We start from the raw sequence: 16,773 nt of genomic DNA, 5'->3' as shown, positions 1-16,773 counted from the left end.
CCGACGGGGGGTGACAGAAACCCACTTCAAAGGCAACACTTGGGGGGAAGCTTTCTTCTTGATGACGTTCCCGGACCCATGTCCACCGCACCATTGGGTGATCGGGGATGTCCATGGCTGTGCGGAAGCTCTGCAATGGCTGGTGGCCCAGCTGCCCCCCGGCGACCGGCTGGTGTTCTGCGGCGACGTGATCAACCGCGGCTCCCGCATCGAGGCCGCCATGGAGCTGGTCTGGGACCTGGTACGGCGCGGTCGGGCGGTGTGGCTCAAGGGCAACCATGAACGGGACCTGGTCACCCGGCTCGACCTGGGCCTGGCTCCCACCAGCTACCCGGAACTGAACGGCAACGACACCTACCGCCAGCTGGGAGCGGCCCGCTGCCGTCTGTGGCGCGACCGGCTCGACCAGCTGCCCCTGGCCTATTGGGGTCAGGGCTGGGTCGCCACCCATGCCGGCTTCGACCCCCGCACCTGGCAGCCGGATCTCAACGTGCGGCTGGCCTTCTGGCAGGCCTACGACGACCGCTTCGGCGAGGTGATCGTCGGCCACACCCCCGGGCCCGACCTGCGGCGTCTCGGGTCGATCGTCCTGCTCGATACCGGCGCCTGCTACGGCGGTGACCTCACCGCCTACTGTCCCGAAACCCACCAGACCCGCCGGGTCGGCGGCCTGCCTGCGGCACGCCGCTCCCTGAGCGCCCAGGCGCCTGGCTCCGCTTTGAGCTGCGCCCTCTGAGCCAGTCCCCGTGCTGACGGTCTTTCGCAGCAACCGGGCGGAGCTGCTGGCCAGGGTGCTGGCCACCCAGCTGCGCTTGCAGCCCCCCGATCCCTTCGAGCAGGTGCAGGTGGTGGTCAACACCTGGCCCACCAGCCGCTGGCTCGGGGAGCAACTGGCGGAGCACCTGGGCGGCATCGCCGCCAACCTGCGCTTTCCCTTCCCGGGCAGCCATCTGCGCCAGCTGGTGGAGCAGCTGCTGGCCCCGGCGGAGGGACCGTCTGAAACCAGTGCCGATCCCTGGCGCGCCGACCAGCTGGTCTGGCCCCTGCTCGGTCTGCTGCCAGCCGTGGCCGCCGCAGGGGAGGGGGGGCCACTGCGCCACTGGCTGGCCGAAAGGGGCGGTGGCGACCAGCTGGAACTGGGCCACTGGCAGCTGGCGCGCGCCATCGCCGATGCCTTCGATGACTATGCCCTCTACAGACCAGAGCTGCTAGGGGCCTGGGGGGCCGGCAAGGCGATCGATGCCGGCGGCCGGCCCCTGGCGGAGAACCAGCGCTGGCAGCCCCTGCTCTATCGCTCCTTGCTCCAGGAGCTGGGCCAGGAGCCGTTCGGACGCCGGGTGCAGGAGCTGATCAGAAAGCTGCGCCGCGGCGAGCTCTCCGAGGAGGCACGTGGCACCCCCCTGCGCCTGTTCGGGCTCAGCAGCATGGCGCCGATCCAGGTGCAGCTGCTTCAGGCCCTGAGCCTGCATCGGCCGGTGGACCTCTACCTGCTCACCCCCTGCCGGGATCTCTGGCAACGCTGCGGCGAGCGCCGACGCCAGCTCAGTGATGCCCTGGCCCTGCGCCAGCCGTTCGAGGCCGCCTGGCTCCTGGAGGCCCCGGGCCTGGACGCCCGCTTCGGACGCCTGGGAGGGGAGTTCCAGCAGCTACTGGAGGGCACCGGCGAGGCCCAGCTGGGGGAGGAGCAGGAGAAGGACCTCTTCTTCGCTGCGGCCAGCGGCGACGGCCCTGCCCCCTTGCTGGCCCAGCTGCAGGAGCAGCTGGCCGATGCCAGCCGGATTCCCGCCCTGGAGCTCGATCCGCAGGATTGCTCTCTCGAGTTCCATGCCTGCCCCGGCCGGCTGCGCCAGGTGCAGATCGTGCGCGACCGCCTGCTGCAACTGCTGGCGGCCGACCCCAGCCTCGAACCACGCGACATCCTGGTGATGACGCCGGACATCAACGGATTCGCCCCCCTGGTGGCCTCGGTCTTCGGCGATGGCGACGCCACGGGGGTGGACCTCCCCTGGCGACTGACCGACCGCAGCCAGGACGAGGGGGCCGGCCTCGGCAGCACGTTGCTCCAGCTCCTGGAACTGGCCGGCACCCGCCTCACCGCCTCCGGTCTGGAAACCCTGCTGGGGTGCGGCCCCCTGCTGGGCCGTTTCGACCTCGAGGCCAGGGAGGCGGCCCGCCTGGTCGAGGCGTTGCAGGAGGCGGGCTTCCGCTGGGGCCTCGACGGCGAGGAGAAGGACGGTGCGTGCCACAGCCTGGCCTGGGCCATCGACCGGCTGCTGCTCGGCCTGGTGCTGCCCGCCGGAGCGGGCCTGGCGCCGGGGGAGACGGCCCCCTGGGAGGGGGGCGTGCCCCTGGAGTTGACCGGCCGCTGGCTGCATCTGCTCGGCCGACTGCGCCACTGGCTGGGGGAACTGCGCCGCGGCGGTGCTGTGACCATCTGGGTGGAACGGCTGCGGCGTCTGATCGACGACCTCTTCGGTGATGGGGGCGAGGCCGCCGACGAACTGCCGGCCCTGATGGCGGCGATCGACAGCTGGCAAACCGCCGCCGGCCGCTGTCCGCTGGGCCTGGAAGCCCCGGTGGTGGCGGCCGTGCTGCGGGAGCTGCTTGGGGCCGAAAGCGGCCGCTTCGGCCATCGCAGCGGCGCCCTGACGATCAGTGCCCTCGAACCGATGCGGGCCATCCCCTATCGGGTGATCGTGCTCATGGGGCTGGACGCGGGCCTGTTTCCCAGGCCGAGCGACCGTCCCGCCTTCCACCTGATGGAGGGCCAACGCCAGCTCGGCGATCCCCATCCCGCCGACCAGGACCGCTACGTGCTGATGGAGGCCCTGCTCTCCGCCCGGGACCATCTGCTGCTCAGCTGGAGCTGCCGCGACGACCGGACCGGCGCCGCCCTGCCCCCCTCCGGCCCGGTGGGCCATTGGCTGCAATGGCTCGCTGGCCAACTGGACCCCGAGGCGATGGGGCGCCTGCAGGTGGAGCACGCCGCCAACCCCCTCGACCGGCGCCATTTCCTGCCCGCCGTCGGCCGAGAGCCCCCAAGCTGCGACCGCAGGCTGTTGCAAGCCGTGCGCCACCTGAGCGGCGATCCACCCCCACCACCAGCGCCACTGCTGGGGGGACCGAGCCCGGTGGAAGCCATCACAGCCACCGACAGCCCCACCGACGGCGACGCTTTCCGCGACCTGGGGGACTGGCTGGCGGCCCCCCAGGCGCACTGGCTCCGATCCCTGGGCCTGCGGCCCGGTGAATGGGAGAAGCGCATCGACGACCTCGAGGACCTGTGCCTGGGGGAGAGGGAGCGTTCCGCCCTGCTGCGGGGGAGGCTGCAGCGCAGCGACGGCGACCCCGGCGGCGGAGACCCGGGCACGGCTCAGGACTGGCTGGAATGGCACCGCGGGCAGGGTGTACTGCCCCCGAGGGCCGCGGCAGACCTGGAAGCGGGCCTCCTGCAACGGCGCTGGTCAAGCCTGGCGGCAGCCCTCGAGCACCTCGGCCCCCTGCGGCAGGTCAGCCACCACTGGGGCCCCTGGCAAGCCCCGGTCCCCTGGCGCGGCGAGACGGTCGTGCTGGTCCATACGGCCCAGGCCCGCGTCAGCCACCGGTTGAGGCTCTGGCTGCAGCTGTTGCTTGCGGCCGCCGCGGCCGGGGACCCCTCGGCAGCAGGCGGTCCGGCCCGGGGCATTTTGATCGCCCGCGATGGCGACGTCTTCGCCCCGGCCCTGGAGCTAAGGGCGCCGGCGCCCCAGGCGGCCCGCAACGAACTCGAACGGCTGGCCGGCCTGCAGCATGACTGGCGCCGCCGTGGCTGGCCGGTCCCCCCGGAAACGGGCTGGAGCTACGTAGCGGGCGAGCGGAAGAAACCGGGCCAGGGGCGACTCAAGGCCGCCAGCACCTGGGAGGGTTCCGCTTTCCACAGCGGCGAGCGGGAACGGGCCGAGATGGAGGCCTGCTTCGGCGCCCGCCTGGCGGCGGACGCCCTGTTGACGCCGGCGGTGCTGGACCTGGCCGACGCCCTGTTGTCCCCCCTGCTGGCGGCGGAGACAGAGCCATGACCGCCACCGAGACCACACCCTCCGAAAGCTTTGATTCCAATGCCGTCCGCCTCGATGACGGCGTGATGCTGCTGGAGGCCAGCGCCGGCACCGGCAAGACCTTCGCCCTGGCCCACCTGGTGCTGCGGCTCCTGGCGGAGCGACGGCTGGGGCTGCGGCAGCTGCTGGTGGTGACCTACACCAACGCCGCGGCAGCCGAACTGCGCGATCGCATCGGCCGTCGGATCCAGGAGGCCCTCACCGGCCTCCAGCCCCCCCCCGGCTGGCGGGCACCCGACCCCGTGCTGGCGCAATGGCTGGAGCGCCAGCCAGGCGAGGCCGGCGCCCGTGGCACGGTGCAGGGCCTGCTGCTGCTGGCCCTCGAAGAGCTCGACGCCGCCGACATCACCACCATCCATGGCTTCTGCCAGCGCACGCTGCGGCGCCAGGCCATGGAGGCCGCCCGGCCGCCCGACCTGACGCTGGAGAGCGACGCCGCTGAGCTGGTGCGCCAGGTCGCCCACGACTACTGGCAGCAGCAGGTGTTGGCCCTTCCCCTGCATTTGGTGGAGGGGCTGGCGACGGGCCCCGGCCTCGACGACCTTGAGCGGCTGTTGCAGCTGCTCGACGGGGATCCCGGCCTGGTCCTCGACCCCCTGCCGCAGGGCCTGAGCCTGGAACGGCCGTTGCAGGAGCAACTGCAGACGCTGTGGCACCAGCCCTGGAGGCGCTTCAAGCAGACCTGGGCAGCCCAGGGCCAGGACCTGGAGCAGGCCTTCCGGAAGGCCGCCAGCGACTGGCGCGCCGCCGGTGCCAAGAGCATCACGCCGTATGCCGCCAAGCCCAAAACCGATCACTGCGGGCGGGTCGAGGCCTGGCTCGCCGCCCAGGACGACACCGGCAGCTACGCCGCCGTCTGTGCCGAGAAGGAACTGGGGGGGTACTTCCACCCCGAGCCTTTCTGCAAGGTGGCCAGAACGGTGGCAGGCCCGGAGCAGGAGATCCGGCTGCCCTGCCCCGACCTGCTGGTGGCGGTGGCCGCCCTGCGGGACGGTCCGGCCGAAGCGGTGCTGCTGCACGGCTGTCACTGGGGACGGGCTGAACTGGCCCGGCGTCGGGCGCGCAGCGGCAGCATCGGTTTCGCCCAGCTGCTGGAGGGGCTCGACCCCGGCCCGGACGCCACGACCCCCACCCCCCTGCTGCGGGCGGTGGGGGAGCGCTACCGGGCCGCCCTGATCGACGAATTCCAGGACACCGACCCCGTCCAGTGGCGGATCCTGCGGCTGGCCTTCGCGGATGACGCCCATCTGCTGGTGATGGTGGGCGATCCGAAGCAGGCCATCTACCGCTTCCGTGGCGGCGACCTGGACACCTACCGGCGGGCACGACGCCGCGCCGCGCGGGTGCTCGCCCTTCAGGAGAACCGGCGCTCCAGCCCGGCGCTGATCGACAGCCTCAACAGGCTGATGGCCCCGGCGGGTCTGCCCCGCTCCCTCCTGCCGGTACCGCCGGTGGAGGCCCGATCCCGGCGCCACGGCCCCGACGGACTGGCCCCGGTGCGCCTGCTCTGGCTGGGCAGCGAACGGACGGCCGGGGCCCCCCTGCCGAGCAAGAGTGCGCTGGAGAGCCGGCTGCCCGACCTGGTGGCCGGCGCTGTTCAGGAGCTGCTGGAGCAGGCCCCCACCCTGGTGGCGGGCGACGGCCAGCCCCCCCGACGCCTCTGTGCCGGCGACATCGCCCTGCTGGTCCATAACCACCAGCAGGCGGAGGAGCAACGCAGCGCCCTGGAGCGGCGCGGCATCGCCAGCCGGTTGGTGAGCAAGGCCGATGTGTTCGCCAGCCCGGCGGCCACCGCCCTGCAGCGCCTGCTGGATGCCCTCGCCGATCCGGCCGATCCCAACCGCTTGCGACTGCTGGCCGCCTCCCCCCTGCTCGGCTGGTCAGCCCGGCAGATCGCCGCCGCCGAACCGGGCGACTGGAGCGAGCTGGCCGGACGGCTTCAGGGCCTGGCCCGGGATCTGCCCCATCAGGGACCGCTCGGAGTGCTCTCCCAGCTGGTGGACGGCGAAGGTCTGGCCCGACTGAGTGTCGGCGGCCGGTTGCTGGCGGATCTGCAGCAGGTGGCCGAACTGCTGCAGGAACGGCTGCATGGGGAGCGACTGGCGCTGGTGGCCGCCGCCGACTGGCTGCGCCGCCTGCGTCTCGACCAGAGCCGGGCCACCGGAACCATCCCGGAATCCCACCAGGCCCACAGCGACAAGGTGGACGAGGCCGTGACTGTGATCACGGTGCACCGCAGCAAGGGCCTGGAGTTTCCCGTTGTGGTCTGCCCCTATCTCTGGGAAGCGGCCGGCACCGCTTCGGCGGGCCGGCACCGGGTGGGAATCCGCTGGCAGCCTCCCGGCAGTGCCGAGTCCCGCCTCGACCTCCATCGGCGTCCGGGCTGGGGCCAGGGCTGGCAAGCACTCCGCCAGCAGAACCAGGCCGAACGGGCCGAGCGGGAGCGCCTGGCCTACGTGGCCGTCACCCGCGCCCAGCACCTGCTGGTGCTCGCCTGGGCGCCGGCGAAGGGGCAGCAGGCCAACCCCCTGTTCCCCTGGCTGTTCCCCGGCGAGCCCCTGCCCGATGCCGATGACGAGGACTCCGTCGCGGCCTTGGGCGACGACGACTGGCGGGGGCGCCTGGGGAAGGAGATCGATCAGCGATCGCTGCACATGGATCTGCATCAACTCCCCACGCAGCCGTCACCCCCTCGCCGGGTACCGCAGCCCCCGGAGGCGATCGCCGCGCTTCGCTGCGGCCCTGTTCCCCTGCGCCACCTGGACACCCATTGGGGCCGCAGCAGTTACACCGCCTGGACCCGTGCCGCCCATGGCGCCGCGGTCTCGGGAGCGGCCCTCGACGAAGGCCGGGACACCAGCGATCCCAGCCCCGTCGACGAGGCCCCGGAGGCTGGGGCCGACCAGTGGCCCGAGCAGGGCCCCCTGGCCGGCTTCGCCCGCGGTGCGGCCGCCGGCGACTGCCTGCACCGGATGCTGGAGCAACTGGACTACCGCCGTCCCATCGACGCGGCGGCCAACCGCGAGCTGGTGGAGCGGGAGCTGCGCCGGGCCGGCCTGGAGGCCGACCCCCTGGAGCCACTGCTGCAGGGCCTGGAGCAGGTGCGCCTCACCCCCTTCGGCGCCGAGCTGGGGTCGCTGCGAATGGCCGACCTGGATCCCAAGCGCCGGCTCAACGAGATGAACTTCGATCTCACGCTCGGTTTCGCCAGGGCCGCCGGGATGGCGGCGGCCTTCGCCGACCATCCCGGCGGTGCCTTCGGGACCGCCTATGCCGCCACCGTGGCGGCCCTGCCGGTGGCCAGCCGCGGCTTCCTCACCGGTTCGATCGACCTGATCTTCACCGCCACCGGGGCCGACGGACAGGAACGCTGGTGGGTGGCCGACTGGAAGAGCAACTGGCTGGGACGGCGGGACAGCGAAGGCCGACCCCTGGCCTGCGGCCCTCGCCACTACGGCCAGGAGGCGATGGCCGCCCTGATGGCCCACAGCCACTACCCCCTCCAGGCCCACCTCTATCTGGTGGCCCTGCACCGCTACCTGGGCTGGCGCCTGCCGGGCTATGCACCGGAGCGCCATCTGGGGGGCTACGCCTACGTCTTCCTGCGCGGCGCCCCGGGGGAAGCGGGGATGCAGGCCCTGCCCGGAGCTGTGCCGGGCCTGTTCGTGGAACAACCGCCCCTGGCCAGGGTCCTCGCCCTCGATAGGGCTTTGGGCGGCCACGCCGCGGACGGCAGCGGGGAGGGCTCGCCATGACGGACGCCATCCACATCCCCCCACCCTGGTTGACGGCCCTCGGCCCCAGCCTGGCCGAAGCCCTGCCGCGTCTCTATGGCACGCCCTGTGATCCCTTGATCGCCGAGGTGATCACGGCCCTCACCACTGCCCTCGGGCGGGGGGAACTGGAGCTGGATCTGAACGGGCCACCACCGGTCGAGGTGAGCGCGGCGTCCTGGCCCGAGGAGCACCGCAGCGCCTTGGCCAGCAGTCCGCTCTGCGGGGATCCGGACGGCCCCCTGGCCCTGGAGGAGGGGCGGTTGCAGTGGCGCCGCTGGCAGCGACAGCGGCAGGCGGTGATCGACGCCCTGGTTGGCCGTGCGGGGACCCTGGAGCGGCCGGCTTCGGCTGCGGTGCCTGGGGTCCGTGACCTCCCTGAATGGGCCGACCTCGATGGGCGCCAGCGGCAGGCGGTGGCCGCGGTGCTGAGCCAGGGGCTGGTGCTGCTGGAGGGAGGGCCCGGCACCGGCAAGACCAGCACGGTGGCCGCCATGATCGCGGCGCTCCGAGACCAAGAGCCCGGGTGCCGCCTCCATCTGGCGGCACCCACCGGCAAGGCGGCGGGCCGCCTGCGGGCCGCCACCGGGGGCACTCTCCCCTGCACGACCCTGCATCGGCTGCTGGAGAGCCGCGGCGACCGTTTGGGCCGCCACCGCGGCCGCCCCCTCGAGCTCGACCTGCTGGTGGTGGATGAGGTGTCGATGCTGGACCTGGGCCTGATGGCCGCCCTGCTGGAGGCCCTGCCCGCCACCTGCCGACTGGTGCTGGTGGGCGACCCGGCCCAGCTGCCCCCGATCGCGCCGGGGGCCGTGCTCCAGGAACTGCAAAGGCCCGACTGTCGGCATCAGCTCGGGGCCGCCGCCATCACCCTGACAACCAGTTACCGCAACGCCGGCGCCATTGCCGCGGTGGCCAGCACCCTGCGCCAGAGTCTGGCCACCGCCCCCAGCACCAGTTCCACCGACCCACTCACCGCCATTCGGCCTCTGCTGCAGGCCCTGAAGGCCACCGACAACCTGCGCTGGCGTCCCTGCTCCCCACGCACCCTGCCGGCGGAACTTCTGGAGCGGCTGCTTCGCCACCAGGCCTCCCTGGCACGGCTGGCGGGACGGTGCCGGCCAGGATCAGCCCAGGGATGCGGGAAGTTGCTCGAAGAGCGGGACCGGCTGCTGGTGATGGCCCCCCAGCGCCAGGGGCGCTGGGGACTGGAAGCGATCCATCGGACCCTGCTGGGGGGACAACTGGGCGGCGATCTGCAGGATTTACCGGTGGGCACCCCCGTGCTCTGCCGCCGCAACCTGCCGGAACTGGACCTGGCCAACGGGGATGTGGGGCTGCTCGTCGGCGGGCCGGGGCCGTCGGCACGGCTGCTGTTCGGCGACGGGAACGGGGAGGCGATCTGGATCCATCCCGGCCAGTTGGCTGGCGCGGCCGAGCCCGCCCTGGCCCTGACGGTTCACAAGGCCCAGGGCAGCGAAGCCGAGGAAGTGATCGTGTTGCTGCCCAGCGGCGGGTCCAGGGATAGCCGCCTGCTCTACACCGCCCTGACCCGGGCCCGGCAGGCGGCCCTGCTGCTCACCGATGGGGACAACGAACCCAGCGCCGGGTCCTCGACTTAAGCGTTCTTCATGCATCGCCATACGGGGTGATGTGTCTACGAAAAGTGAACCGTTCGAAGAGAGCATCGCCCCCCGATCCATACTTCGTCCATCGGCACGTTCCCCCCGGGCCGGTCGCACCGGAGCCCCTGCTCCAATAGTCTCCACCGCTGGGATCTCTCCCCTTCAGGGAGCCCTCCATTCCTCCTTGAGGAATGCCCTCCTGCATCGTCACGAAGGATCGGACCGGCCCCCCGGACACGCTCCCTCAGGTGCCCCGAGGTCGACAGGGACAACCCCATGGATACCCTGGCCCCAGGCGGTTCCGGTCAGTCTTTCCTTAGCAACCGACTAACCCCCCACCCATCGGCAACCGTTGACAGCGTCCATCACTGAACGCGTCCACCGTCCTTGGGGATGGTTTGAAACCCTAGCGACGGGCCCCGGCTATCTCGTCAAGCGGATCCTGATCACGGCCGATCAGCGCCTCAGTCTTCAGCGCCACCACCACCGCATCGAGCACTGGGTGGTGGTGGCTGGAGCGGGGGTGATGGAGTGCGATGGCGCCTGCATCGCCGCTGTTCCCGGCGCCACCCTGTTCGTACCCTGCGGTGGCGTGCACCGGGCAGCGGCGGCAGCTTCCGACCTGGAAATCATTGAGGTGCAACGGGGGTCGGAGCTGCGCGAGGACGACATCGAGCGTTTCAGCGACGATTACGGCAGGGTGGTAAAGTCTCATTTCAACCTTTGAGCAAGGGCAAGGCAGCCCGGGTGCAGAGCACCCATTTCCCACGGTCCACTGCCGGCCTGCGTTGAAGGATTCACCAGGCTTCAGCAACCCGTGACCCAGATCATTGACGGCAGCACCCTCACTGGTGCCGCCGATTCCCAGGCGGCTATTGAGCAGCCTTGCGAAGACGTTATCCTCTCGTCCGTCCTCGCTTCCCAGGACGACGACAGCAACACCGACACCACCGACACTGTTGTGTCCGCTGAGCCGGTAGCGGACCTTGAGGGCGCCGTTCCCGCGGCGGAAATCGCTCTCCCCGTCAGCGCCTTCGCCGCTTTCGGCCTGCGCCGTGAACTGCTCGACGGCCTGGCGGCCATTGGTTTCGAGGAACCTTCCCCGATTCAGAAAGCCGCCATTCCCGAGCTGATGCTCGGCCGCGATCTTGTGGGCCAGGCCCAGACCGGCACCGGCAAGACAGCCGCCTTCGGCCTGCCCCTGCTGGAGCGCCTCGATCCCGGCCAGCGCACCCCCCAGGTGCTGGTGCTCACCCCCACCCGCGAACTGGCGATGCAGGTGGCAGAGGCTTTCAACAGCTATGCGGCCTGCATGAAGGGCGTGAAGGTGCTGCCGATCTATGGCGGCGCCGACTTCCGCGACCAGATCCAGCACCTGCGCCGGGGTGTGCAGATCGTGGTCGGCACCCCTGGCCGGGTGATGGACCACATGCGTCAGGGCACCCTCGACCTCTCCGGCTTGCGCAGCCTGGTGCTGGACGAGGCTGATGAGATGCTCCGCATGGGCTTCATCGACGACGTCAAGTGGGTGCTTGAGCAGCTCCCCGCCGAGCGTCAGGTGGTGCTGTTCTCCGCCACGATGCCCTCGGAGATCCGTCGCATCTCGCAGAACTATCTCAAGGACCCGGCCGAGGTCACCATTCGTCAGAAGGCCGCCGACGGACGCCGCATCCGCCAGCGACATCTGGTGGTGAACGGCCCCCAGAAACTCGAGGCGCTCGAACGGGTGCTGGAGGCCGAGGGCAGTGAAGGGGTGATCATCTTCGCCCGCACCAAGGCCATCACCCTCACGGTGGCCGAGTCGCTGGAGCAACACGGCTACGACGTGGCTGTGCTCAACGGCGATGTGCCCCAGACCCAACGGGAGCGCACCATCGAGCGCCTGCGGGATGGCCGGGTCAACGTGTTGGTGGCCACTGACGTGGCGGCCAGGGGCCTCGACGTTGACCGCATCGGCCTGGTCATCAATTACGACATCCCCTTTGATGGCGAGGCCTATGTGCACCGCATCGGCCGCACCGGTCGGGCCGGCCGCAATGGTGAGGCGATCCTTTTCCTGACGCCGCGGGAACGTCGCTTCCTCGGGGGTATGGAGCGCGCCGTGAATCAGCCGATCGAAGCGATGGAGGTGCCCGGCAACGCCAGCATCAATCAGCACCGCCTCGACCGCCTGCGCCAGAAACTCACCACGACCTTGCAGCAGCCGGTCTGCAATCCCGAGGAAAGGGCCCTACTGGCGGAGATCCTGCAACGGGTGGCCCAGGAGCAGTCCTGCAGCCCCGACCAGCTGGCCCTGGCCGCCCTGGAACTGGGGCTGGGCGGCAAGCCCCTGCTGCTCCAGGGTGAGGAGCGCTGGGGTCAATCCCGTCCCGGTGCCCCCACCAGGGAGCGAGACCGCGACCGTGGCGACAGGGAGCGGGGCGGCGAACGCCGTTCGTTCAACGACCGCAACCAGGAGCGCAACGAAGACGGCCCCGAGGACAATATGGAGCGGTTCCGCATCGAAGTGGGCTGGCGCGATCGGGTCAAGCCCGGGAACATTGTGGGCGCCATCGCCAACGAATCCGGTCTCGCCGGTCGTTCGATCGGAAAGATCCGCATCTTCGATGCCCACAGCACCGTCGACCTGCCCAAGGGCATGCCTGAAGACGTCTTCGCGGACCTTCGTCGCCTGCGGGTGATGAACAAGGAACTTCAGATCTCCCGACTGGGCTCCTGATTCCCCTCGCCGGCGTTCACCACGCCGCCTTCCCATGCCTTCCCAGCAGTGGCCCCGATTGCGATCTCCCCGAGAGCTGCCAGGCCTCGGCTGGCTGAGCCTCAGCCTGCTTGCCCTGGCAGCTCTGGGGCCGACGGGGAGCCCGGCGGAGGCGGTTTCCGGCCCCATCCTTGAGGTGGTGCGCTCCTTCTGCCTCTCCGCCTTCGAGACGGAACTGGCCCAGTCCGGCAAGAAGGCTCCCGACGGGATGGCCCACTACGCCTGCAGCTGCGTGGCCGATCGCATCACGAGCGGCAGCAGCATCGCCTCCGCCCGCAGCAGCTGCAGGGACGCCACCTCAAAGCGCTACCCGATCTGATCGAGGCCTTCACGTCAGGCACACATCCGGGTGACCTCCTCGCTGGCCATCGCCTGGCGATCACTGACCGTGAGCTGCTCCACAACGGCGATGAGGGACATCTGAACTTCGTGACTTTCGTTAGCCACAAGGACCTGGAGCAGGTCGAACAGATCCTGGGTTCCGAGCTCGCCATCCTCATGCCAGGTGAGGCTCCAGGGAACGGGGGCGGTTTTCATGGGATCAGCTTGATCAGGGTTTGCTGACAATGGAGCGTCCGGGCCTGGGCCGGAAAAACCTTCGGAATTGCTTCGCTTCCGCTTCAAACTTCTCCATAGAGACTCTGGCCTCGGTTGTAGGCTTCCTCCAGTTCCATACCGCTCTGGATCCCTTCGGCACGCAACGCCGGCTCAGGCCCAACAGAACCGTCCCCTCCCCTGGATCCGTTCTGACCTCCATGCCGACCGCCTGCTTCCCATGGGATTCCCGACACCGGAGGAATCCGTTCCAGCTTTTTCATTGAATGACCATCTACGTCGGCAACCTCTCGTTCCAGGCTGAACGCGAGGACCTTCTCGATCTCTTCGGCCAGTACGGCGAGGTCCGTCAGTGCAGCCTTCCCCTCGACCGGGAAACGGGTCGCAAACGCGGCTTTGCCTTCATCGAACTGGCCGACGATGCCTCCGAGCAGAAGGCCATCGACGACCTGCAGGACGTCGAATGGATGGGGCGGATGATCCGGGTCAACAAAGCCACACCCCGTGAAGGTGGCGGTGGCGGGGGACGCTCCGGTGGCGGCGGCTACGGCGGCGGCGGCGGCGGCGGTGGTCGCCCCGGCGGTGGCGGCGGCCGCTCCGGCGGTGGCGGCAGCTACGGGGGTGGTGGCGGTGGTGGCGGCTACGGCGGTGGCGCTGGTGGCGGCTATGGGGGTGGTGGCGGAGGCGGCAATCGCTGGTGACGCCCGCGGCCCCCATGGCCGTTGATGGCGTCGGGGCGCCAACCACCCCAACACCCGGCCTAAGGCGTCTGTTCGCCAGCCTTCGGCCCCACCTTCGGCTCGTTCGACTCGCAGCCGCCTGTTCGGTCCTCAACAAACTCTTCGACCTCGCCCCTCCGGTCCTCATCGGTCTGGCGGTCGATGTGGTGGTCCAACAGCGCACCTCCTGGCTGGCCGCACTCGGCTTCAGCACCGTTCCCGGTCAGCTGGGGGTACTGGCGGTGCTCTCGTTCCTGGTCTGGAGCGCCGAATCCCTTTTCGAGTACCTCTACGCCCTGCTGTGGCGACGCCTGGCCCAGACCGTGCAGCACGAGCTGCGCATCGAGGCCTACGACCACCTCCAGCACCTGGAGATGGGCTTCTTCGAGGCCGGCAGCAGCGGGCGTCTGCTCACGGTTCTCAACGACGACATCAACCAGCTGGAACGCTTCCTCGACCAGGGAGCCAACGAGATCCTGCAACTGGTCACCACCGTTCTGGCGGTGGGCGGCACCATGCTCGTGCTGTCCCCCACAGTCGCGGGGGTCTCCTTCCTGCCGATTCCGGTGATCCTGTGGGGGTCCCTGCGTTTTCAGCGGCGCCTGGCCCCCCGCTACCGGGAGGTACGCGAGCGGGCCGGTGACCTGGCCAGCCTGCTGAGCAACAACCTCGGCGGCATGCTGACCATCAAGAGCTATGCGGCAGAGGACTGGGAGAAGCAACGGCTGGTCGCCCAGAGCCAGGCCTACCGCGCCAGCAACGGCCAGGCGATCCGCCTGTCAGCCGCCTTCATCCCCCTGATCCGATTCGCGATCCTGTTCGCCTTCCTGGCGATCCTGGTGATCGGCGGCCTGCAGGCCTGGAGTGGCGCCATCGCCATCGGCACCTACAGCTTTTTGGTCTTTATCACCCAGCGCCTGCTCTGGCCGCTCACCACCCTGGGCCGCACCCTCGACGACTACCAACGCGCCATGGCCTCCACCCATCGGGTGATGGACCTGCTGGACACCCCCATCGCCATCCCCAGTGGCGACCGGCCGCTTCCCTTCGCCGCCGTCCGCGGACACCTCCGTTTCGAAGCGGTTGACTTCGCCTATTCCGGCCGCGACAGGCTTCTGGAAGGCTTTGATCTGGAGGTGCCAGCCGGTGCCACCCTCGGGATCGTCGGGGCCACCGGCTCCGGCAAGAGCACCATCGTCAAGCTGCTGCTACGGCTCTATGCGATCCAGGCGGGCCGGATTCTTCTCGACGGCGTGGCGATTGAAGAGCTGACCTTGCAGGACCTGCGCCGGGCCATCGGCCTGGTCAGCCAGGAGGTGTTTCTCTTCCATGGCACTGTGGCCGAGAACATCGCCTACGGCAGCTTCGAGGCCAGCCGCGGGGCTATCGAAAGGGCCGCCAGCCTGGCCGAGGCGACCACGTTCATCCAGGAGTTGCCCCAGGGTTACGACACCGTGGTAGGCGAGCGGGGCCTGCGCCTGTCCGGAGGCCAGCGGCAGCGCATCGCCCTCGCCCGGGCGATCCTCAAGGACCCGCCGGTGCTGGTGCTGGATGAGGCCACCGCCGCCGTCGACAACGAAACGGAGGCGGCGATCCAGCGCTCCCTCGACAGGATCACCGCGGCACGCACCACCCTGGTGATCGCGCACCGACTGAGCACGGTGCGCCACGCCGACCGGATCGTGGTGATGGAACGCGGCCGCATCGTCGAGAGCGGCGGGCACGACGATCTGCTCGCCAGGAACGGGGCCTATGCCGCGCTCTGGCGCGTACAGACCGGACTGAGGCCGGAGGAAGCCCTGCGCTGAGTCCAGGGGCTTAGTTTGGATTGAATGAAAATGTCCAAGCCCAGGTCGGCGCGTCGACGTGCCCCCATTTTCTTCGCCATGGCCTGTGGCCTTGGAGCGGGCCTGTTGCTGGCTGGGCCCCTGGCCCAACTGATCTCAGCACGATCCAGCGCCGAGGCCGGCGCCGCACTCACCAATCCCTTCGCCGCCTGGAGCGGCGGCATGGGCCGTCAGGATGTACTGATTCTGGGCACCGACGTGGGCGGCGGCAACACCGATGTGATCGCCACCCTGCGCATCGATGGCAACCGCACCAGCATCACCCAGATCCCGCGCGACACCTACATCGAGGCCGAAAGTTTCGGCCCGGTCAAGATCAACGCCCTCTACAACCTCGGCGGCATCGAAGCGGTGAAGCGGGAGATTTCCCAACGTCTCGGCCGTCCCATTCAGCACCATCTGGTCGTCAATCTCTCCTCCATCCGCCAGATGGCCGACGTGCTGGGCGGCATCGAGGTGGATGTCCCCAAGCGCATGCTCTATGAAGACCGAAGCCAGGGACTGTCCATTGATCTGCAGCCTGGGATGCAGACCCTGCGTGGCAAGGATCTGGAGGGCTTCCTGCGCTTCCGCCATGACGAAACCGGCGATCTCGGCCGCATGGACCGCCAGCAACTGGCCCTGAAGTCCCTGTTCCGCAAGCTGACCCGGCCGGAATACCTGGTGCGACTGCCGGCCCTGATGATGGCGGCCCGCAAAGACATCAAAACGGACCTCGGGCCGATGGAGCTCGGCGGCCTGATCACGGCCATGGGCAGCACCCAGCTCGACACCCAGCGACTGGACGGACGGCCCTTCTACAAGGACGGCATCAGCTACTGGGACGCCGTCTGGCCGACCCCGGAGGGGGATCCACTGGAAGCCGAGGGCGACGGCCAGGTCAACGCTACGAACGGCCGCCACCGCTTTCTTTTTTGAGATCTTCAGGCTGAGGAAGAGCGGCTTCATCACTGTCGACGGAATGGCCGTTGCGGTCGGAAAGGGTGATCAAAGCCAGGCCGAGGGCCATCAGGACCGGCACCGGACTCGAGACGGCCACCGTGACGCCAAGGGCGGCGGTGAACCAGATTGAGGCGGCACTGCTCAGACCACGCACCTCCGGGATGCCGTGCTTTGGACGGACCGGGGGCACCAGGATCTCGCCGGCTCCCAGAAAACCGACGCCCGTCGCCACTCCCTGGATCACCCGGCTGCGGGCCTGGGGGTCGGAGCCAGCCGCCAGAACCATCAAACAGGCACTCATTCCCACCAGCACATGCACCCGCAGCCGGTTGGGATGGGCCCGACTGCCGTGATGGGCGCGGTTGATCCCCACGGCCAGTCCGCAGAGCACCGCCATGCCAAGCCGCAGCAGGGCTTCCAGATCAGGGCTCAGCGAGAGGACCATGGCGGCCCGTTCCAA

Annotated in this window: 12 protein-coding genes; 10 read left to right on the top strand and 2 right to left on the bottom strand. The window is 69.7% G+C overall.

Annotation, left to right across the window (positions count from 1 at the left end; genetic code table 11):
* Positions 1-61: 61 nt before the first annotated feature.
* The 7 genes from KBY95_RS10100 to KBY95_RS10070 all read left to right on the top strand — a co-directional run bounded on the left by KBY95_RS10100 (position 62) and on the right by KBY95_RS10070 (position 12,569).
* On the top strand, positions 62-736 hold the full coding sequence (locus KBY95_RS10100; RefSeq protein ID WP_254964874.1) for a metallophosphoesterase: 675 nt from the start codon (positions 62-64) through the stop codon (positions 734-736).
* Positions 737-746: 10 nt separating this feature from the next.
* Entirely contained in the window at positions 747-4,055 is a 3,309-nt protein-coding gene (locus tag KBY95_RS10095) for an exodeoxyribonuclease V subunit gamma (RefSeq protein WP_254964873.1), read from the top strand.
* Complete coding sequence (locus KBY95_RS10090; protein WP_254964872.1) at positions 4,052-7,849, top strand: UvrD-helicase domain-containing protein; 3,798 nt, start codon at positions 4,052-4,054, stop codon at positions 7,847-7,849. The genes KBY95_RS10095 and KBY95_RS10090 overlap by 4 nt, the downstream gene beginning before the upstream one ends.
* The gene (locus tag KBY95_RS10085; RefSeq protein WP_254964871.1) at positions 7,846-9,489 is read left to right on the top strand and encodes an ATP-dependent RecD-like DNA helicase; all 1,644 of its coding nucleotides are present in this window, start codon (positions 7,846-7,848) and stop codon (positions 9,487-9,489) included. Before KBY95_RS10090 ends, KBY95_RS10085 begins: the two co-directional genes overlap by 4 nt.
* Before the next feature lie 355 nt (positions 9,490-9,844).
* The gene (locus tag KBY95_RS10080) at positions 9,845-10,219 is read left to right on the top strand and encodes a phosphomannose isomerase type II C-terminal cupin domain (RefSeq protein ID WP_254964870.1); all 375 of its coding nucleotides are present in this window, start codon (positions 9,845-9,847) and stop codon (positions 10,217-10,219) included.
* 90 nt (positions 10,220-10,309) lie between these two features.
* The gene (locus tag KBY95_RS10075; protein WP_254964869.1) at positions 10,310-12,211 is read left to right on the top strand and encodes a DEAD/DEAH box helicase; all 1,902 of its coding nucleotides are present in this window, start codon (positions 10,310-10,312) and stop codon (positions 12,209-12,211) included.
* A gap of 34 nt (positions 12,212-12,245) precedes the next feature.
* On the top strand, positions 12,246-12,569 hold the full coding sequence (locus KBY95_RS10070) for a hypothetical protein (RefSeq protein ID WP_254964868.1): 324 nt from the start codon (positions 12,246-12,248) through the stop codon (positions 12,567-12,569).
* 14 nt (positions 12,570-12,583) lie between these two features.
* Here KBY95_RS10070 and KBY95_RS10065 read toward each other — a convergent pair whose 3' ends face one another.
* Positions 12,584-12,787 carry a hypothetical protein gene (locus KBY95_RS10065; RefSeq protein WP_254964866.1) on the bottom strand — a complete coding sequence of 68 codons (204 nt, stop codon included), beginning with the start codon at positions 12,785-12,787 and terminating at the stop codon, positions 12,584-12,586.
* A 284-nt stretch (positions 12,788-13,071) separates the two neighbouring features.
* On the opposite strand from KBY95_RS10065, the gene KBY95_RS16285 reads away from it, so the two are divergent.
* From KBY95_RS16285 to KBY95_RS10050, 3 genes are all read left to right on the top strand, one after another.
* A complete protein-coding gene (locus tag KBY95_RS16285) occupies positions 13,072-13,506 on the top strand; it encodes an RNA-binding protein (RefSeq protein ID WP_315858909.1) in 435 nt (144 codons plus the stop codon).
* Positions 13,507-13,520: 14 nt separating this feature from the next.
* Positions 13,521-15,332, top strand: a complete 1,812-nt coding sequence (locus KBY95_RS10055) for an ABC transporter ATP-binding protein (RefSeq protein ID WP_254964865.1) — start codon at positions 13,521-13,523, stop codon at positions 15,330-15,332.
* A gap of 78 nt (positions 15,333-15,410) precedes the next feature.
* On the top strand, positions 15,411-16,289 hold the full coding sequence (locus KBY95_RS10050; protein ID WP_254964864.1) for an LCP family protein: 879 nt from the start codon (positions 15,411-15,413) through the stop codon (positions 16,287-16,289).
* Here the strand turns inward: KBY95_RS10050 and KBY95_RS10045 are convergent.
* The gene (locus KBY95_RS10045) at positions 16,258-16,758 is read right to left on the bottom strand and encodes an MgtC/SapB family protein (protein ID WP_254964863.1); all 501 of its coding nucleotides are present in this window, start codon (positions 16,756-16,758) and stop codon (positions 16,258-16,260) included. The two genes, KBY95_RS10050 and KBY95_RS10045, sit on opposite strands and share 32 nt — an antisense overlap.
* Positions 16,759-16,773 lie beyond the last annotated feature (15 nt).

The organism is Cyanobium sp. Aljojuca 7A6 (genome assembly GCF_024346455.1).
Lineage (GTDB): Bacteria > Cyanobacteriota > Cyanobacteriia > PCC-6307 > Cyanobiaceae > Cyanobium.
This window is presented reverse-complemented; position numbering and strand designations above follow the sequence as displayed.